The organism is Azospirillum sp. RU38E, from assembly GCF_900188385.1.
In the GTDB taxonomy this organism is placed as follows: domain Bacteria; phylum Pseudomonadota; class Alphaproteobacteria; order Azospirillales; family Azospirillaceae; genus Niveispirillum.
Genome location: NZ_FZOI01000001.1, coordinates 285,431 through 303,733, shown reverse-complemented (window position 1 = coordinate 303,733; position 18,303 = coordinate 285,431). Strand labels below are relative to the sequence as shown.

Genomic DNA, 18,303 nt, shown 5'->3' with positions numbered 1-18,303 from the left:
TTTATCGACAGCCGGTGACCGGGGCAGACACTATCAAACTGGCTTCTTGTTCCAGAAATCCCGCCGCTTCCAGGCGTCGAACGGATAGGCCAGCTGGCCCAGGAAGCTGGCCGGCACGGGGTCTTTGCAGCCGACATTGCTGGGCGGCTTGCGGTCGGCTGGCAACAGCCTTGTACCAAACACAATGTCCCACAGGATCAGATTTTCCCCGTAATTGCAGTTCCCCTCAATCGGGTCACGGTTATGGTGCCAGCGATGCAGTTCGGGCGTGGAGAAAATCCAGTTCAGCGGGCCGCACACCATCTGCACATTGCAATGGGTCAGGAAGCCGATATAGGCGGTGATCGCCAGCACCCAGAGGATAACATCGCGCGGCGCACCCGCCAGATAGGCCACCACCAGGGCAAAGCCGGTCTTCCACAGCGAATCCAGAAAATGGAAGCGCCCGGTATTGACGATCCACAGCTTGGTGACGCTGTGATGGATGGCATGCCAATGCCAGATGGCGCGGAATTCATGCGCCGTGCGGTGCGCCCAATAAAGCCCAAACTCCCCGGCCACCAGGGCCAGCGCAATCTGTGCCGCCAGCGGCCAGCTTTCCGGCCACCAGCCGCCCACCGTGGGCGGGGCATGGGCAACGCCAGCCATGGCCAGGCTGGCGGCAATCACCTGCCCCAGCCCCTTGTTCAGCACCGTATGAGCAATATCGTTGAACAACTGGCCGTCGCTGGACGCCCAGGCCGGCTCATAAGGCATCAAACGTTCCAGCAACAGCAGTGCCGCCGCCAACCCGAAATATGTCAGATTAAAGGCAAGTACCGCCTGACCAGACTGCCACCCCAGCCAATAACCAGCGATGCACAGCGCCAGCAACCCAGGCCAGAGCAAACGGGAAAGCAACGCACGCATTGATCATCCTTCAATCTGCACACCGGAACTTACTACCAAAAAACACAATTCCACACATTTTTTACAACCGGTTTTGGTGTGTTATTATAGCATATTGCCGTAGCGCATGTGTGTGTGCGGTTCCACAGGGGGTGCCATGAAAATCGGGTTGGCGTTGGGCAGCGGGGCGGCGCGCGGTTGGGCCCATGTGGGCGTATTGCGCGCCTTGGACGAGATCGGCATCAAGCCTGCCATGATCTGCGGCACCTCCGTCGGGGCGCTGGTCGGGGCCGCCCACCTGACCAACCAGCTGGACGCGTTGCAGCGCTATGCCCAGGGATTCGGGATGCTGGGCGTGTTCAAGCTGCTGGATATCACCCTGTCACGCGGCGGGCTGGTCAGTGTGGAAAAGGCCTATGAGGCGTTCCGCAACCCCCATACCGATATCCCCATCGAACAATTGCCCATCCCCTTTGCCGCCGTCGCCACCGATCTGGCGACGGGCAAGGAGGTCTGGTTGCGGGAAGGCCATCTGCTGGATGTGGTGCGGGCATCGGCCGCCATTCCAGGCTTGTTCCCGGCCGTGCCTTTCCAGGGCATGTGGCTGGCCGACGGGGCGCTGGTGAACCCGGTGCCGGTGTCGCTGACCCGGGCACTGGGGGCGGAGATCGTCATCGCCGTCAACCTGAATGGCGACCTGTCGCAATTGCCGCGCCTGTCCAAGGCGCAGCTGGGGCCGGTCAATGTCTCCCTGCCCGACCACCTGCTGGAAAGCGAGGAGGGAACGGCCGAGCACCCCCCGGCGCCGCGCGGCAGCGGCGGGGCATCGGGCAGCAGCGGCGCGCCGAAGCCGCTGGCGCAGCTGGCGGCCAAGCTGAACGCCATGGGCGAACGGACCCGCAGCATGGCCGCCCAGTTCATGGCCCCCAAACAGCCCACCCCCAATGTGCTGGAGGTGATGGCCAGTTCCATCGACATCATGCAGGACCGCATCACCCGGTCCCGTCTGGCCGGCGAACCGCCCGACGTGCTGCTGACCCCACGCATCGGTCATATCGGCATTCTGGAATTCGAAAAGGCCGATGAGCTGATCGAGCTGGGCTACACCGCCACCATGGCCATGCGCCCGGCCATTGAACTGGCGCTGGAACGGTAACATCCGGGCAGACGGCTGAGAGGGGGAGGAGAGAGCGACAGGGAAAGGGGCCCTTGCGCCCCTATGCTTGCCGCTTTCTTCTGCCATTCTGCCATTGACCATGATCGCATTGTCGTTTCCCATGCTGCCGCGCAAAGGGGGGACGGTAGATGAGTATTGGTGGCAATGCGGCAAGCCTGGGAAGGGCCGGGATGGAGGCGTTCCGGCGGGGGGATTGGCCGGCGGCGCAAGCCGCCTTTCAGGGTGCCATCGCCGCCGGGCTGGATGATGCCGGCATCTGGCTGGCCCTGGCCCATGCCCAGCGCGGCACCCAGGATCTGGACGGGCTGGCGGTCAGCCTGGAAAAGGTGCTGGCACGTGATCCGCGCAATTGCCGCGCCCTGCTGTTGAAAGGCGACCTGTTCGCCGCGCGCGGCAATGACCGGTCCGCCGTCGCCTTCTATCGGGAGGCATTGAAGCTGGCGCCCCCCGCCGCCCAGACACCGGCCGATCTGGCAGCGGAGCTGTGGCGGGCACAGGACCGCTGCCAGGATTATGCGCAGAAATTTGAGAGCTTCCTGCAGGAACGGCTGGGTGCCGCGGGCTTCGATCCAGCCCGATCCAGCGGCCGCTTCGCCCGGTCGCTGGATATTCTGTTCGGCCGGCGCACCGTCTATATGCAGCAGCCGCAGGCCTATCTGTTCCCGGAGTTACCCCATATTCAGTTCTATGAGCGGGAACAGTTCCCCTGGATGGAAGAGCTGGAAGCCGCCACCGACGCCATCCGGGCAGAGCTGCTGGCGATCATGCAGGGACCGGAGCCGTTCCAGCCCTATCTGCAAAGCGGCAGCGGCGACCAGCCGGAAATCGACCAGTCGGGCCTGCGCGACAGCCAGGATTGGAGCGCCTTCTATCTCTGGAAACATGGGGAGCCACAGGCCGATAACATCGCCCGCTGCCCCGCCACAGCCGCAGCGCTGGCGGGCCTTCCTTTGCCCCGCATCCGGGGTCGCTCCCCCTCCATCCTGTTTTCCCGGCTGAAACCGGGGGCACGCATCCCGCCGCATACCGGTTTCGTCAATACAAGGCTGATCTGCCATCTGCCCCTGATCGTCCCGCCCGGCTGCGGCTTCCGGGTTGGCAATGAGACGCGGGAATGGCGGGAGGGGCAAGCCTGGCTGTTCGATGACACGATCGAGCATGAGGCCTGGAACAACAGTGATCAGACGCGCGTCATCCTGCTGTTCGATGTCTGGCGCCCGGAACTGACTGCGCAGGAACGCGATCAGGTGGCGACCATGTTGGCCGCCATTGATGATTACGGTGCCGGAACGGGTGATTGGGGCAACTGAAGATCATTGCCTTGACGGAATGATCTTCAGTTTTGGGCCGGGTCCAGCCGGATCCAGGTCAGTTCATGCTTGTTCTGGCACAGATGCACCAGCTGGCTGCCGGGGATGGCGGCGAAGGCGCGGGCGGTTTCGTGGTCTGTCTCTCCCTGGAACTTCAGGGTGCAGATGTAATTCTTCACCAGCCCCGATTCCAGCCAGCCCTGCACCATGCGCAGCAGCTTGGACGGGTAGCAGATCACGTCACAGCACAGCCAATCCACCGGCCCGATATCGGCCGGCTTCAGGCCAAAGGCGCTTTCCCGCCGCTCCGTCACGCCGGGCAGGCGGGCAATGCGCGGGTCCAGCGGCGCCTTGTCGATGGCGATCACGCTGGCCCCACAGGTCTGCATCACCCAGGTCCAGCCGCCGGGACAGGCACCCAGATCCAGGCAGATTTCCCCCGGCTTGGGCGTATGGCCGATGCGGGTGAAGGCCTCCCACAGTTTCAGATAGGCGCGGTTGGGCGGTGTCGCCTTATCCTCAATGAACTCGATCTCCCCATTGCGGAAGGGGCTGGAGCAATGGGCGGCGGCCAGGATCGTGTTCTCGTTCAGCAACGTCCAGGACCCCAGCGGGGCCGTGGGCGGGGCCGTGAAGAAATTCAGCGGCTTGGCCGAGACATGGGGGAGATTGTCCTGGATCAGCTGGGCCCGGCGGTGATGCTGAAAACCATAGAGCGCCCAGTTGCGCTGGATGGCGCGCAGGGCCTTGGCCCCCTGTTTGATGGAGCTGATGGTGATCAGCACCGGATCGTACCAGATATTCTGCGCCCAGGCGGCGGGGCGCGGCGGTCCCTCGGCCAGCACCAGCCGCCCATGCACCGACTGTACCTCCCCCAGCTCCGCCAGCAGCGGTTCCAGGAATTCTTCGACCGCCAGATAGGCGGTGGCCCCGAGCGGCGTTGCCGTCGGGGCCGTCACATCATCAATGCTCATAATCAAGATATCGCGCGGAAAGGCGCCCTTATGCCTCAGGGCAGGATATCGGCAGAGGCGATCACCGCCTGGGTGCGGTTGCGCACCCCCAGCGACCGCATCACCGCCGTGACATGGATCTTCACCGTGCCTTCGGACAGGCCCAGTTCATAAGCGATCTGCTTGTTGGACTTGCCTTCGCGCAGGCAGCGCAACACATCGCGCTGGCGCTGGGTAAGCGCCGGCGACCCGGACGCGTTGCCGACAGCACCACCACCGGACGCGGAAGCCACCTGAGCCGAGCCCCCCACCCCGGCCCCATCGCCCAGCAGGGCCGCCGGCGGCACATAGATGCCACCGGAGAAGACGAGGTTCAGCGCACTCAGCATGATCTTCACGCTGGAGCTTTTGGGGATATAGCCGGAAGCACCGGCATCCAGCGCCGCGCGCACATCGGCTTGCGATTCGGAGGCAGAGACAATCACCACCGGCGTGCCGGCCTGATTCTCGCACACTTCCTGTACGCCGGAAAAACCAGGAAAGCCCGGCATCTGCAGATCCATCAGGATCAGGTCGAATTCCTGATCGCCCTTCGCCAGTTCCAGCACCGCGTCAAAGGTGCCCGCCTCCACGAAGGTGGCCTTCTCATCCAGCTGCTGCAGCAGGCGGCAGAGGCCCTCACGAAACAGAAGATGATCGTCGCCAATCAGGATATTCATCGTCAATCCCAATACCGGGGTCATGGGCTTTCTCCTGTTGTCACCCGATGGTACCGCCACGGTATGCAGAGCCGGCGGCACGCCAAATCAACAGGATCATTCCCTTAATAAATCAAAATACCACGGCTGTCTGTCACAACTGTGGGCGTTTGACACGAAGTCAGCAGAAATCCCATTCATTTCATGATTAGCATGTTCAACCCCGATGGCAAATGGCCTTGGCCGCCCCATCCGTCCAGCTGCAACCAAATTCCACACCGATCTGACAAAGATCAATGGGCGGAACAGACGGACGGCTGTAACGTTGAACAAGGCGGCCGGTTCCGTCCCCCCTGTTTCGACACGCCATTTCTGCGGGCATGTTGCGGGCGTCGGCGGCGCGTGGCACAACAGGGCGAGGCGGATTGATCCGCCCGCCCGTAATCTTCATTGGCTTTTTCAGCAGGGACCGAGATGCCCCAAAAAGTGCGCAAGGCTGTATTTCCTGTTGCGGGTCTGGGTACCCGCTTCCTTCCGGCCACCAAGGCCATCCCGAAGGAAATGCTGCCACTCGCCGACCGCCCGCTGATCCAGCACGCGGTTGATGAGGCGAAGGCTGCGGGAATTGAACAGTTCTGCTTCGTCACCAGCCGGGGGAAAAGCCCGCTGGAAGATCATTTCGACCTGAATTACGAGCTGAACGAGACCCTGCGCCGCCGCGGCAAGGATGATCTGCTGAAGATCGTGGAAGCTATCCAGATCCAGTCCGGCTTCCTCTCCTATGTCCGTCAGGCCGAACCGCTGGGCCTGGGCCATGCCGTCTGGTGTGCGCGCGAATTTGTCGGCAATGAGCCATTCGCCGTGCTGCTGCCCGACGAGCAGGTGCTGGGCGACCGCCCCTGCCTGGCGCAGATGATGGATGCCTATGACAAGGTGGGCGGCAACATGCTGTCCGTGTTTGAGGTGCCGCAGGAGCAGACCAACAAATACGGTATCCTGGATATCGCCGGGGAAGATGGCCAGCTGGTCGCCGTCAAGGGTCTGGTGGAAAAGCCGGAGCCGGCCAAGGCCCCCTCCAACCTGTCCATCCAGGGCCGCTATATCCTGCAGCCGGAAGTGTTCCAGCACCTGTCGGTGTTCGAGAAGGGGGCCGGCGGCGAAATTCAGCTGACCGACGCCATGGCCAAGCTGATCGGCAATCAGCCCTTCCACGGCTTCAAGTTCGAAGGCCGCCGCTTCGATTGCGGTGACAAGCTGGGCTTCGTGCTGGCCAACGTCGCCTATGCGCTGGAACGGCCGGACATGGCCGACAAGGTGCGCACGGCCCTGAAGGACATGCTCTAACCAGCATGAAGGGCGGCCGATCCGGCGGGGGAAGCCGGCGGCCGCCCCCTTTTGTTTTTGATATCCGGTATGGATTTAACCCGGCTGGACGGGGGATTAAATGCGGATCGCAGTGATTGGAACCGGCTATGTCGGGCTGGTATCCGGGGCTTGCTTCTCTGAATTCGGTGTGGAGACGATCTGCGTCGACAAGGATGAGGGCAAGATCGAACGGCTGCGCCGGGGGGAAATCCCCATCTATGAACCAGGGTTGGAAGCGCTGGTGGAAAAGAACGCCAAGGCGGGCCGGCTGTCCTTCACCACCGATCTGCCCAGTGCCGTTGCCGGGGCGGATGCCGTGTTCATCGCCGTCGGCACGCCCTCACGCCGCGGCGATGGCCATGCCGATCTCTCCTATGTCTATGCGGCAGCGGCGGAAATCGCGCAGTCGCTGGACCCCGATGATTACACGGTGATCGTCACCAAGAGCACCGTGCCCGTCGGCACGGGCCGGGAAGTGGCGCGCATCATCCGCAAGACCCGGCCGGAAGCCGATTTCGATGTGGCATCGAACCCGGAATTCCTGCGCGAAGGCTCCGCGATTGAGGATTTCATGCGGCCCGACCGCGTGGTCATCGGCACCGACAGCGACCGGGCCCGGCAGGTGATGCGGGCGCTGTACCGCCCGCTGTTCCTGATTGAAACACCGATGGTCTTCACCAGCCTGGAGACGTCGGAACTGATCAAATATGCCGCCAACACTTTCCTGGCTGCCAAGATCACCTTCATCAACGAAATCGCCGATCTGTGCGAGAAGGTGGGGGCGGACGTGCATGATGTGGCCAAGGGCATCGGCCTGGATAACCGCATCGGCAAGAAGTTCCTGCATCCCGGCCCCGGCTATGGCGGGTCGTGCTTCCCCAAGGATACGCTGGCGCTGGTAACCACGGCGCAGGATTATGGCAGCCCGCTGCGCATCATCGAAACCGTGGTGGACATCAACGACAAGCGTAAGAAGGCGATGGCAGAGCGCATCATCGCCGCCTGCGGCGGGTCAGTGGCGGGCAAGCGCGTCGGTATCCTGGGCGTGACCTTCAAGCCCAACACGGACGATATGCGCGATGCCCCGGCGCTGGATATCATCCCCGCCCTGCAGGCGGCCGGTGCCACGGTATCCGCCTTTGATCCCGCCGGCCGGCACGAGGCGGAAAAGCTGCTGCCCGGCGTGATCTGGGCAGAGGATGCCTATGGCGCGCTGGAACAGGCGGATTGCGCCGTTGTTCTGACGGAATGGAATGAATTCCGCATGATCAATCTGGGCCGGGTCGCCAAGCAGATGACCCAGCCTGTGCTGGTGGACCTGCGCAACATCTTCAACCCGGAAGATGCGGAAATGCTCGGTTTCGCTTATTCTTGTGTCGGGCGCCCGGGACGGCTGAAAAGACCGCACCGCGACCATTGACATCAAGGCGCCGGTTAATGCTGCCACAAAGCGGTCAACCTGTGCCCCTATCCATATCAATCGAACAACCACCAGATCCTAGGTGACGTAACCATGACCCTGGCGCATCAGTTCCACCCCACGGTGCTGCGCGAATATGATATCCGCGGCATCATCGGCAAGACGGTGAATGCCGACGACGCCCGCGCCATCGGGCGCGGTTTCGGCACCCAGGTTGTCCGCCAGGGCGGCACCAAGGTGGCCATCGGTTATGATGGCCGCCATTCCTCCCCGGAACTGGAGCAGGCCGTGGTGGAAGGGCTGAAATCCACCGGCCTGCATGTCGTGCGCATCGGCCTGGGCCCCACACCCATGCTGTATTTCACCGTGCGCCACCTGAAGCTGGATGCCGGTCTGATGATCACCGGCTCGCACAATCCGCCGGATTATAACGGCTTCAAGATGATGATGGGCAAGGCCCCCGTCTATGGCGCCCAGATCCAGGAAATCGGCACCATCGCCGCCGCCGGTGACTTCGCCACCGGCGAGGGCTCGGAAGAAACCATCGATATCCAGGACGCCTATGTTGAGCGTCTGCTGCAGGATTATGATGGTGTGCGCGACCTGAACGTCGTCTGGGACAATGGCAATGGGGCGGCGGGCGAGATTCTGCGCCGTCTGGTCGCCAAGCTGCCGGGCAAGCACACGCTGCTGTTCGATGAGATTGACGGCGATTTCCCCAACCACCATCCCGATCCGACCATCCCGGAAAACCTTGAGGATATTATCCACAAGGTGAAGGAACTGGGTGCCGATCTGGGCATCGCCTTTGACGGCGACGCCGACCGTATCGGGGCGGTGGATGAAAAGGGCCGCATCGTCTGGGGCGACCAGCTGGTCGCCATCTATGCCAAGGATGTGCTGCGCAGCCATCCCGGTGCCACCATCATTGCCGATGTGAAGGCCAGCCAGACCCTGTTCGACCAGATCGCCAAGTGCGGCGGCACGCCGCTGATGTGGAAGACGGGTCATTCGCTGCTGAAGGCCAAGATGGCCGAAACCAACAGCCCGCTGGCCGGCGAAATGTCGGGCCACATCTTCTTTGCCGATAAATATTACGGCTATGATGATGCGCCCTATTGCGGCGTGCGCCTGATCGGCCAGGTCAGCCGGGAGGGCACCCTGTCCGCCCTGCGCGACGAGTTGCCCGAGGTGCTGAACACGCCGGAAGTCCGCTTCCAGGTGTCGGAAGAGCGCAAGTTCGCCTCCGTCGAAGAGATCAAGAACCGCGTCAAGGCGGCCGCTGCCGCCAGCGGCGACGAGGTCAATGATATCGACGGCGTGCGCGTGAAGACCAAGGATGGCTGGTGGCTGCTGCGCGCCTCAAACACCCAGGACGTGCTGGTTGCCCGCGCCGAAGCCTATAGCGCCGAAGGGCTGACGCGCCTGACCAGCGCCATCAAGGCCGAACTGGCCGCCAGCGGCATAGCCGCCCCGGCCGGGTTCTGATGATATGCTTCCCCGCACGGCTGCCTAGGCCGCCGTGCGGGGATCATTCTTAAGGACGGTCAGGCCCCGCCTTCCAACCGGCGGCGCCATGCCTGCAAGGCCTGCACCTGCCGGCGTGCCCGGATCAGCAGCAGTACGCCCCCGGCGAGCATCACCACCCCAAGCCCGGCCGCCGGCCCCGCCCCCGGCATATCGGCCCCCAGCCAGAGGGTGACGGCACCGGCCGTATAAAGCCCGGCAAAACCGCAGCCCATGGAACTGGCCACCACCCGATGCCGGCCGAAAAGCGGGCGGCGCTGCGCCAGCACCCAAACCGCATAGGCAACCCAGGCCAGCGCCATGGCCAGCATCACCGAAAAAGATATGGTGGTCCGCAGCGGCAGGCCCGGTTCCGTGGCCAGCAGGCTGCCCAGCGTCGCCGCCATGGCCAATGCTGCGGCCAGCAAGGCCACATGTCCCCAGCGCCCCGGCCCGCTGAGCATGGCGCGGCCCTGGGCGATCAGGCGTTCTTCGATCTGTGCGCTGTCTGCCCTTGTCATGCTTCCTGCTCCTTCATGATGGCGCGCAATTGCGCGCGGCCCCGCGACAGGCGTGATTTCACCGTGCCGGCAGGCACGCCGGTGATGCGGGCAACCTCGTTGATGGAAATATCTTCCAGATAGAAAAGGGTCAGCGTCTGGCGTTCCACTGGACCCAGCCGGTCCAGCGCGTGGTCGAGTGCGACCAGCAGCATTTCCCGGTCGGCGGTATCCGCACCCGACTCATCAGCGGCGACCTGATCCGCCGCCTCCGCCGGCATTGGCGGTGGTTGGCGGTATTTTACCCGAAACCGGTCCATCGCCGTGCGGTGGGCGATGCCGAACAGCCAGGATCGGAATCGATCCGGCTGCCGCAGGCCGGGCAGGCCGCGCAAGACCCGTAGCCAGACATCCTGGCTCAAATCCGCCAGCGCATCGCCATCACTAGTCCAACTTGTCAGATAGCGTTGGAGGGGTTTGGCCCAGCGGCGGGCCAGCCCGTCAAAGGCCGCCGCCTCCCCCAACTGGCACCGCAGCACCAGCAGCAGATCGGCCCTGTCATCCTGTTCATCCTGTGCCATCGCCCTTCCCCTTCTCTGACTTGGTAGTCGCGGCGCTGGGCAAAAGGTTCACGGGGTGCGCAATCAGGGGGCGGATAATCCCCGCAGCCGAGCAGGTGCCGGGTCCAGCCGCATCAGCCGGTCGGGTTCCGACGCGAACCAAACCTGACTGCCCCAGCCAAGCGAGGGCAGCGCCTTTTTCACTTCTGTCCGGGAGCGGTCCAGAAAGGCGGTGACACAGGCGACATGGGCGGGCCCGAATCCGCCTTCGCGCGCGATTTCCAGAAAGGCCTGGGCGCGCTGTTCCGTCACCGGCCCGTCAGTGGCCACCACCTCCACGAAGACCAGCATCAGATCATCAGCGCTATGGCCGCGATCCAGCAGGATGATGTCGGGCAAGGTGCGGTCGGGCGTGATGCGCAGGCCCAACCGTTTGATCCAGCCCTCATCCCGCGCGGCCACCTTGGCGGCACTCTCGCTCAACCACAGCACCACCGGGTCAGCCAGGAAGCGGGGGGCGAATTCCTCCACCACCGCCTTGGCGATCAGCGAACTGGGACCGGGGGCCAGCAATCGCGTCTCCCGGTTGGGAAAGCGCACCAGCACATCCTCGGCATCGCTTTCGGTGCTGACGCGCAGGGAATTGATGCGCGCCCGTGCGGCGGCGTTCAGCGTGGCTGTCGCCCAGGCTGCCGCCGCCGCATCCAATGTTTCACCCGCCAGAGTGGGATCAAACAAGGCGGCAAAGCGCGCCGCCAAGGCATAGCGCGGCTTGGAAGAGGTGGTGGGCACGCCCGGCCGTTCAATGATGGCGCCATTGGGGATCAGCCCCTGGCGAATCACCTCATCCCGCACCTGTTCGCGGCTGTTATCCTGATACCAGCGATTGCCCATAGCGGTGGCCGCCTTGGCATAGGTGGCGCGGGCCTCCTCATCGGCGGCGAACAGCATCCTGGTTTCGCCCATGCGCACCACATGCACCGGGTTGCCCCAGATATCCGCCCCCTCCACCGCACCAATATAAAGGAAGGCCCCCACCGTGGCGGCGGCGGCATCGCGCACGCATTTATCCCGTTCGGGCGTACCCTCAGGAAAGATCAGTTTCAGGCGGCGGGCGATTTCTGCCCGGTCCAGCAGCGGCGGCAGACCCATGGTCACAGGCCATACAGCGCATCACAGGCGGCATCCAATGCGTCCCGCGTCGCCCCCTGCGCCACCAGCCGGGCCAGCGGCGCCAGGGCCTTGGGATCGGGCAGCGGCATGGCCTGCAACTCAAACGCCGACACCGCAACGGAACCGGACAGGCAGCGGAAGGCCCGGTCGGCCGCCCGGCTGTTCAGAAAGGCGGCCAGCACGGCGGGCGATACGGGCGGGCGGGCCACGCGCGGCACCAGCATATTGACGTGGTTTTCCACCGTCACCCCGCCATGCGGGGTGATGAAGCTGGCCGGCATTTCGGCGGCGATCAGCCGGCGGGCCTGTTCCTTGGCCGTGGTCCGCTGCAACAGTACGCAGGGTTGGCGGATCACCAGCCAATCATCGCCGGGACCGGGGATGAACCAGGGCTTGTGATTGGCCTTCTGGCAACGATAGGCAAAGCGCCCATCGGGCGTGATGCTTTCCGCCCAGACCAGAGGGATGGCACCCCGGCCCTTCGCATCGCCGATCTGCGGCTTGTGCCGGTTCCAGACCAGCGGGCCGGTGGAAACGCCATAGCCCCAATCAGCCAGCCGATGGCCCATGGCACGCAGGCTGGCCGCCAAGTCCGCCTCCCCCGCGTGCCGGGGCAGAATCCAGGGGGCCGTCACATCCGCCGGCAGGGTGAAATGGCCGGCGGGGCAAAGGCCGATGCCGCCGCCCTGGGCGATCTGGATCATCCGCACCTCTGCCCGGCGCGGGCGGCGCACACCACCACCGGCCCGGCGATAGGTCGCCAGCACGGTTTCCTGCAGCACATTGTCAAACACGCCCTTGCGCTGTTCGACGAAATCCAGCCGCAGGGGCGGCGCTTCCTCTGCCAGGGTGCGGCGCAGATGCTTGAAATAATCGCCACCCAGAAAGGAACTGGGGGTCAGGAAACAGACCAGCCCGCCGGGCCGGGCCAGCCGCACCGCCAGATCCATGAACACGCCATAAAGATTGGCATGGCCGAACAGGCTGCGGGCGAATCGGGCCCGCACCGGCTTGGGCAGCACCTGACGGCCATAGGGCGGGTTGCCGATCACCAGATCGAAGCAGGGATCCTCCCCCCGGTCCAGGCTGTCCCCGGCCTGCACGCAATCGCCCAGCCGCTGGCCGGTGCCGTGCAGCAGCGGCAGCAAGGCCGCCTCCAGCATCACCACGGAAATCCAGGCTGCCACCGGGTCCAGTTCCCAGCCGCGCAGCCGGGTGGCAATCGCGCGGGCGGCCAGGGCCGGCTCCACATTGCGCAGGGCCCCGGCCATGCGCAGCCCGCAGGCCACCAGAAAGGCACCGCAGCCCGATGCCGGGTCCAGCACCCGCGCCGACACCCAATCCAGCCCCGCCCCTTCCGCCTGATCGGCCAGACAGGAGGCGAGCGAGGCGGGGGTGTAGAACACGCCATGGCGGGCGCGATGTTCCGCCGACAGCAGACCGGCATAAAGATTGCCCAGCTTCTCACAGACCAGCGGCACCGGCAGCGGTGCCAGATCGGCCCCCCAGCGGGTTGCCTGTTCCCGCATCGCCTCGTCTAACCCAACCGGCAGCCGGGCCGGCAGTTCCGGCGGCGGCGATGCAATGGGCAGGCCGGTTTCCAGGGCGGCCCAATAGGATTGCACCACCAGCCCGGCAATGGCCGCCACATGCCGGCGCTGCTGTGCGGCCAGGGCAGCGGCGGCGGCCAGCAGCAGCGCCGACCCGTCAGCCGGCAGCGCCCCCGCGCGCTTGCGCGGGGCCTTGGCAGGGCTGGGAACAGGGCGGGTGCGGCGAACCAAAGGGCAACCTGGCTGGGGTGATATCGGCGCTCACCATCGTTCAGCGCCGGGGGACTGGCAAGGGGGGATTATCGGGGGGAAGGGACGCGGTTTGTTGAGCCGTAACCGATGAAGGCGCAAAGCTACTCAATTGCCCATTACCGTCACCCCGGCGCAGGCCGGGGTCCAGGGGCCACAGGCGCTTCGCTCTATGAAACTGGACCCCGGCCTGCGCCGGGGTGACGGTAGAGAGAGGGATAAAGGGTGAGAGCAGAGAGCCAGGAGGCGGAAACAAGGATATCCCCCCTCACTCACCCGGCAGATCATAGGTGAAATCGTAATAATGGTTCCCGTCGGCCACCTTGATGGCCATCTCCCCGGAAATACCGGTCAAGCCACCGGAACCGCTGTCCGGCACGACGGAGATGGACAAATGCGGGTGGCCGCGATCCATGGTGCCTAGGTGACGCAGCACGAAACTGCCGCTGCGCCCGTTCAGCGTGCCACTCACCCGTTCAAGCGCCACATAGACCGCCGAGCCCTCCACCCCCGTATGCGCGGTCAGCATCCGGCCCTGGCCGGTGGCGTCCAGGGGGCCGTGAAATTGCTTGTCCAGCAGCATCTGGCCCAGGCTGGTGCCGTCGGCCGCATCGGGTTCGCCGGCGGGCGTCATCTTGACGTCGAAAGTACCGGTGGCATGGAGGCTCATGGCGGCGTCGATCCCATGGTTGGTGACGCCGCCATTCTATCAGAACATTACACGAACAGGAAAGCCCGTTCAGCCCGCCCGCACCAGATCGGCCGCCGGGCGGAACAGCAGGTCGCGCGGGGATGTCCGGGCGATGAAGGCGGCGAAATCGCACGCCTCCCCATGCACCAGTTCGTGATAGGCGTCGAACAGATCTTCATAAAGATGCAGTTCCTTCAGCAGAGCCGTCTTCTGCTGAAGGCTGGCCTGGGGGGCCAATTCGGTATGCAGCAGGGCCAGCCCGGCCAGCCGCCAGTCGGCCCCGGCGAAGAAGGGCACCAGCAGCAGGTTTTCCGCCTCCCCCGTGCCAGCGGAAAACACGGTGCGGCCCAGGCGCAGGGCCTTGCGCTTGCTGCCCGCCGCCACACGGCCGCCATCATAGCCGGATTTCTGCCCGGCGGAGCGACCCACCCGCGTATCGGCCACCAGCTTCGGCCCATCCTTGCTGTCACCGGCCAGCCGATAAAGCAGCCCCCCCGTCACCCCGGCCAGCACAGCGGAATAGGCGGTCAGGGTCTGGCGGTCAGCGTCAGCCAGTGCCTCCGGCGCCACGCCCAGGTCGGCCAGCGTGGCCAGGATGGCGGGTGACACTTCCCGCGTCGGGCGGGAAATACCCACGGTCACCGTCTTGGCCTGATGGCGGATGGTGTCGATAGGGCGGCTGGTTTCCTCAAACAGCTTGCGCAGCACCGCTTCACCCGCTGTCAGCACGGCAGCACGGCGCGCGGGATCGGTGCCAATGGTGGCCAGATCGGCCCCGAACGCGGCCAGTTGCGCCACGGCGCGCGGCGGCAGGGCGGCATCCTGTTCACCATCGGCAATGCGGCGCATTTCCAGCGCCACCGCCTCCAGCAGCGGGGCAGTGGGCCGGTCCTTTTCCACCAGGGCCTGTTCCAAGGCCGCGCCCAATTCGCGGAAACCCTGGGACCGGCGGTCAATGGCGCGGGCGGCATGGAAACCCCAGAGATGCCCGGCCACCGTGGCCAGCACGAAATCCAGCCCGGCCCCGGCGGACGGCACGCGGATCACCGCCTCTGCGTAAGGATCGAAACAGGTTTCCCCCTTGGCCGCCACCACAATGGGTTTGCCGGCATGGGCCTTGAAAATCGCCACTTCCTTGGCCGTGTCCTGCGCCAGCAGCGGCGGCAAATCGTTGGCGATCACCAGGGTCAGCGGCTCGGTCGACAGGTCGATATGCTTCTTATCCTCGGTGTAATCGACCGGGATGGATTTATAACAAAGCTCCGACAGCTTGATGCGGATTTCCTCTGCCGCCACCTTGTTGGCCCCATTACCCACCACCGCCCAATAGCGGTTATAGGGGGCATATTGTTCCGCCACGGCGGCAATGGCCGCCTCTTCATCCAGCACTTCCTGGATGCGGGCGGGCAGCCCTTCCAGGGCCACCAGCTCATCATGGATCTGCACCGGGCCCAAGGTGCCCAGCGCATCGGCGATGCAGAGCGCTGTCAGCTTGCCCGCCGTCACCTGGGAATAGAAGGCCTTGGTGCTGGCCACGGCCATTTCAATGTCGCGCCCGTCGCTGGTGAACAGGTGGCTGTCCGCCTTGCGCACCAGGGTGCTGTTGCGGCGGTTGACGATGGCGTGAATCCACGCCCCCGCCGCCCGCGCCAGATCGACCGTGCGGTTGGTGTCGGTGGTGGTACCCGACTGGCTGATGGCGATCACCAGCGTATCATCCAGCGCCACCCCATCCAGATCGGACGACAGTTCTGACGCCTTGGCCGCTTCCACATGGATGGCGCTGCCAGCCAACGCTTGGCGCAGCAGATGCGCCACGCCCATGCCGGCAATGGCCGCCGTGCCCTGGCCGGTGACGAAGATGCGGCGGATGGCGGGCTTGGCCGGATCGGTCAGGCGGCGGCGCAGGCTGGTCCAGATGCCATCTTCCCCCAGATCGAAGCTGGCCTGCCGCCCGGCGCGGCTGTAACGCCCCACCAGGGTCTTGCGCACGCTGCCGGCGGCTTCGTGGACCTCTTTCTCGAAGAAATGGTCGAAATCGCCGCGGAAAATATCGCGGCTGAAAATCTCGATCGGGTCGGCTTTCAGGGCGGTGGGCTGGCCATCATCGATGGTGCGGGCGGCCAGCGCCGGCTCCCCCGCGGCGGTGGACAGCGTGACGGCCAGCCCGCCCTTTTCCACCTTGGCCAGCGCGATGGAGGCGCGGGCGCGCGGGGCCAGCCCATAATTCTCCGACGACAGGATCAGGCCATCCGCCACCTCGGCCACAAACAGGGCCTGCCCGCTGCCTTTCTGGCCCAGATAAAGCCGTTCCGGGTCCGTCGGGTGCAGCAGCGCAATGGCGACAGACCCTTCAAAGCGGCGCAGGGCCGCCAGGAAGCGGTCGCCATTGCCGTTGCCCGCCGTCAGCCGGAAGGTGACGGGGATGATCTTGGCATCGGTGGTGACGGCGGGCGGAATGGCCAATCCGGCCGCCGTCACCAGCCCTTCGCGCAGGCCCCGGTAATTGTCGATATCGCCATTCAGGACGGAGACGACATCAGCATCCACCGGCAGCAGCGGTCCTTCATCCCCCGCCAGGGCCCCGCCCTGCGGGTGGCAATTGGGCAGGTTGATCGCCCCGTGGGAGGCCCAGCGCGTATGGGCGATGATGCCCACCTGTTCCGCTTTCGCCGCCATCTGCCAGAACAGCGCATCGGCGCGCAGCTTGGCCCGCAGCGTGGCACCATTGTCACCCAGCTTGCCGATCAGTTGCGCCACCTTATAGGTGAAGCGCACCGTCGCCCCGCCATCCGGCAGGGCATGGGCAACGAAGGCGCCGTCCGTATCATAGCCATCGCGCCCCAACGCTGCCGCCTGCCGGCGCCAGCCGGCCAGCTCGGCATCGGCCAGCGGACCGGGGATGGCAAGCTGCACGGAAATGCCGGCGCTGTCGCGGCCCCGCACCTCCAGCCGGTCCAGATTCTCGATCACCTGTTCCACGGTCCAGGCGGTGAAATGCTGGGCGCGCAGCGGCTGGGCCACACCGGCCAGCAGCGACAAGGTGCGGTCGATATTGGCCAGCACCTCATGCGTCAATTGCCAGCCATAATCACGCAGGCGTTCGGCCGTGCGCTCCACCCGCGGGTCACGCGCATTGTCGGCCACTTTCAAGGCTGCTTCCAGGGCCGCGACATAAGCTGCCGCCCGTTCCACATGGCCGCGCAATGCGGGCTGTTCCACCAGCGCCATGTGCGTGGCAAAGGCCATCAGATCGTTGAAACGGCCATGCAGCGCATCCAGCGCCGTATCGATGGCGTCCAGGTCCGTGGCCTTGGCCGCCAGCAGGCTGGCCGCGATACCATCCACCCAGGAGGCATCCCCCACCTGACGCCAGGAACGACCGGAGAGAAGGCCAGCGATGCCGCACATGGTGATCACCCGAAAGCTGAAGAACAGAAACCTAGATACGCCACCCCGGCACCGGGGTGCAAATGGCTTGGCGGTATGGCCCGATCAAGGCGGGGTGGGTTCCGGCATCAAGCCGGCCGCATCAATCCGCAATGCCACCTTATTGGCAATGAACAGCCCGGCCACCCCATCCACCATGCCGTAATCCCGCCGGTCCAGGGCCCCCTTGGCGGTGATGAACAGCCGGCCGGACGCGGCATCCTGATCCGGGGTGATGGCCACATCCAGCACCAGCGGCCGCGTCACCCCGCGCAGGGTCAGTTCCCCCCGGATGATGCCGCTGACGGGGCCGGTGCGCTCCACACTCAAGCCCTTGAAATGCATGGTCGGGTAGCGCTCGGTCCAGAAAAACCCTTCCCCGCGCAGCCTTGCGTCACGCGCCGGCTGGCCGGTATCCACGCTGTCGGTGCCGATGGTGACATCGATATCGGCCACCTGCCCGCTGTCAGGATCAAAGGTCACATCGCCCTGTACGGCCGGAAAGCGCCCCTCTGCCTTGGCCACCGCCAGATAGCGCACGCTGAAGCCGACGCGCGTATTCTCCGCCCCCAGCCGATAGGCACGCAGGGCCGCCGGTGCCGTTTGCCAGGGCAACAGCGACAGCAGGGCCAACCCCAGGGCAGCGCTGGGATGGCGGACGGTGGAACGGGCGATCAGCCCCATGGCGGCATCCTGGTGGAAGGGCGGTCCATTTTACAGCCTCTGACCAAATCATGTTCCCAGTAAAAAGACCATTATGGCGCTGTCACGGCAAAGACACTTGGCCCGACCCCCCACGCATGACAGGCTGCCCACCCAGCCCACGAAGACGCC

The 18,303-nt window shown here is 65.0% G+C and carries 15 protein-coding genes; 5 read left to right on the top strand and 10 right to left on the bottom strand.

The window, feature by feature from the left end; all coding sequences use genetic code 11:
* Window positions 1-33: 33 nt before the first annotated feature.
* Entirely contained in the window at window positions 34-909 is an 876-nt protein-coding gene (locus tag CHB97_RS01285; RefSeq protein ID WP_089286124.1) for a sterol desaturase family protein, read from the bottom strand.
* Window positions 910-1,045: 136 nt separating this feature from the next.
* Here CHB97_RS01285 and CHB97_RS01280 point away from each other — a divergent pair, with 136 nt between their 5' ends.
* Together CHB97_RS01280 and CHB97_RS01275 are read left to right on the top strand one after the other, a co-directional pair.
* The gene (locus tag CHB97_RS01280) at window positions 1,046-2,044 is read left to right on the top strand and encodes a patatin-like phospholipase family protein (protein ID WP_089286123.1); all 999 of its coding nucleotides are present in this window, start codon (window positions 1,046-1,048) and stop codon (window positions 2,042-2,044) included.
* A gap of 149 nt (window positions 2,045-2,193) precedes the next feature.
* The gene (locus CHB97_RS01275) at window positions 2,194-3,375 is read left to right on the top strand and encodes an aspartyl/asparaginyl beta-hydroxylase domain-containing protein (RefSeq protein WP_089286122.1); all 1,182 of its coding nucleotides are present in this window, start codon (window positions 2,194-2,196) and stop codon (window positions 3,373-3,375) included.
* A gap of 26 nt (window positions 3,376-3,401) precedes the next feature.
* Here the strand turns inward: CHB97_RS01275 and CHB97_RS01270 are convergent, their stop codons facing one another.
* On the bottom strand, window positions 3,402-4,349 hold the full coding sequence (locus tag CHB97_RS01270; RefSeq protein ID WP_089286121.1) for an SAM-dependent methyltransferase: 948 nt from the start codon (window positions 4,347-4,349) through the stop codon (window positions 3,402-3,404).
* Window positions 4,350-4,384: 35 nt separating this feature from the next.
* The gene (locus tag CHB97_RS01265; protein ID WP_089286844.1) at window positions 4,385-5,047 is read right to left on the bottom strand and encodes a response regulator transcription factor; all 663 of its coding nucleotides are present in this window, start codon (window positions 5,045-5,047) and stop codon (window positions 4,385-4,387) included.
* Window positions 5,048-5,500: 453 nt separating this feature from the next.
* Between CHB97_RS01265 and galU the strand changes: the two genes are divergently transcribed.
* From galU to pgmG, 3 genes are all read left to right on the top strand, one after another.
* A complete protein-coding gene (gene galU / locus CHB97_RS01260; protein WP_089286120.1) occupies window positions 5,501-6,370 on the top strand; it encodes a UTP--glucose-1-phosphate uridylyltransferase GalU in 870 nt (289 codons plus the stop codon).
* 100 nt (window positions 6,371-6,470) lie between these two features.
* A complete protein-coding gene (locus CHB97_RS01255) occupies window positions 6,471-7,811 on the top strand; it encodes a UDP-glucose/GDP-mannose dehydrogenase family protein (protein WP_089286119.1) in 1,341 nt (446 codons plus the stop codon).
* A 93-nt stretch (window positions 7,812-7,904) separates the two neighbouring features.
* Window positions 7,905-9,299, top strand: a complete 1,395-nt coding sequence (gene pgmG / locus CHB97_RS01250) for a phosphoglucomutase/phosphomannomutase PgmG (protein WP_089286118.1) — start codon at window positions 7,905-7,907, stop codon at window positions 9,297-9,299.
* A gap of 59 nt (window positions 9,300-9,358) precedes the next feature.
* Here pgmG and CHB97_RS01245 read toward each other — a convergent pair whose 3' ends face one another.
* From CHB97_RS01245 to CHB97_RS01215, 7 genes are all read right to left on the bottom strand, one after another.
* Entirely contained in the window at window positions 9,359-9,838 is a 480-nt protein-coding gene (locus CHB97_RS01245; RefSeq protein WP_089286117.1) for a hypothetical protein, read from the bottom strand.
* Window positions 9,835-10,398: an RNA polymerase sigma factor gene (locus tag CHB97_RS01240; protein WP_089286116.1), complete on the bottom strand. Its 564-nt coding sequence runs from the start codon at window positions 10,396-10,398 to the stop codon at window positions 9,835-9,837. Before CHB97_RS01240 ends, CHB97_RS01245 begins: the two co-directional genes overlap by 4 nt.
* Before the next feature lie 63 nt (window positions 10,399-10,461).
* Complete coding sequence (locus tag CHB97_RS01235; protein WP_089286115.1) at window positions 10,462-11,529, bottom strand: BsuBI/PstI family type II restriction endonuclease; 1,068 nt, start codon at window positions 11,527-11,529, stop codon at window positions 10,462-10,464.
* Between the two features lie 2 nt (window positions 11,530-11,531).
* Window positions 11,532-13,331, bottom strand: a complete 1,800-nt coding sequence (locus tag CHB97_RS01230) for a class I SAM-dependent DNA methyltransferase (RefSeq protein WP_089286114.1) — start codon at window positions 13,329-13,331, stop codon at window positions 11,532-11,534.
* A gap of 286 nt (window positions 13,332-13,617) precedes the next feature.
* Entirely contained in the window at window positions 13,618-14,019 is a 402-nt protein-coding gene (locus tag CHB97_RS01225; RefSeq protein ID WP_089286113.1) for a DUF3224 domain-containing protein, read from the bottom strand.
* Window positions 14,020-14,088: 69 nt separating this feature from the next.
* Window positions 14,089-17,451 (bottom strand): SIS domain-containing protein, encoded by a 3,363-nt coding sequence (locus tag CHB97_RS01220; RefSeq protein WP_089286112.1) that lies wholly within the window; start codon window positions 17,449-17,451, stop codon window positions 14,089-14,091.
* An 84-nt stretch (window positions 17,452-17,535) separates the two neighbouring features.
* Window positions 17,536-18,153 (bottom strand): YceI family protein, encoded by a 618-nt coding sequence (locus CHB97_RS01215; RefSeq protein ID WP_089286111.1) that lies wholly within the window; start codon window positions 18,151-18,153, stop codon window positions 17,536-17,538.
* Between the last annotated feature and the right edge of the window lie 150 nt (window positions 18,154-18,303).

What these genes read in the sequence shown, in the direction of transcription:
- CHB97_RS01220 (WP_089286112.1), bottom strand. Translation starts at nt 17,451, where the DNA reads ATGTGCGGCATCGCTGGCCTTCTCTCCGGTCGTTCCTGGCGTCAGGTG.
- CHB97_RS01255 (WP_089286119.1), top strand. Translation starts at nt 6,471, where the DNA reads ATGCGGATCGCAGTGATTGGAACCGGCTATGTCGGGCTGGTATCCGGG.
- CHB97_RS01275 (WP_089286122.1), top strand. Translation starts at nt 2,194, where the DNA reads ATGAGTATTGGTGGCAATGCGGCAAGCCTGGGAAGGGCCGGGATGGAG.
- galU (WP_089286120.1), top strand. Translation starts at nt 5,501, where the DNA reads ATGCCCCAAAAAGTGCGCAAGGCTGTATTTCCTGTTGCGGGTCTGGGT.
- CHB97_RS01285 (WP_089286124.1), bottom strand. Translation starts at nt 909, where the DNA reads ATGCGTGCGTTGCTTTCCCGTTTGCTCTGGCCTGGGTTGCTGGCGCTG.
- pgmG (WP_089286118.1), top strand. Translation starts at nt 7,905, where the DNA reads ATGACCCTGGCGCATCAGTTCCACCCCACGGTGCTGCGCGAATATGAT.
- CHB97_RS01265 (WP_089286844.1), bottom strand. Translation starts at nt 5,047, where the DNA reads ATGAATATCCTGATTGGCGACGATCATCTTCTGTTTCGTGAGGGCCTC.
- CHB97_RS01235 (WP_089286115.1), bottom strand. Translation starts at nt 11,529, where the DNA reads ATGGGTCTGCCGCCGCTGCTGGACCGGGCAGAAATCGCCCGCCGCCTG.
- CHB97_RS01245 (WP_089286117.1), bottom strand. Translation starts at nt 9,838, where the DNA reads ATGACAAGGGCAGACAGCGCACAGATCGAAGAACGCCTGATCGCCCAG.
- CHB97_RS01215 (WP_089286111.1), bottom strand. Translation starts at nt 18,153, where the DNA reads ATGGGGCTGATCGCCCGTTCCACCGTCCGCCATCCCAGCGCTGCCCTG.
- CHB97_RS01270 (WP_089286121.1), bottom strand. Translation starts at nt 4,349, where the DNA reads ATGAGCATTGATGATGTGACGGCCCCGACGGCAACGCCGCTCGGGGCC.
- CHB97_RS01225 (WP_089286113.1), bottom strand. Translation starts at nt 14,019, where the DNA reads ATGAGCCTCCATGCCACCGGTACTTTCGACGTCAAGATGACGCCCGCC.
- CHB97_RS01280 (WP_089286123.1), top strand. Translation starts at nt 1,046, where the DNA reads ATGAAAATCGGGTTGGCGTTGGGCAGCGGGGCGGCGCGCGGTTGGGCC.
- CHB97_RS01240 (WP_089286116.1), bottom strand. Translation starts at nt 10,398, where the DNA reads ATGGCACAGGATGAACAGGATGACAGGGCCGATCTGCTGCTGGTGCTG.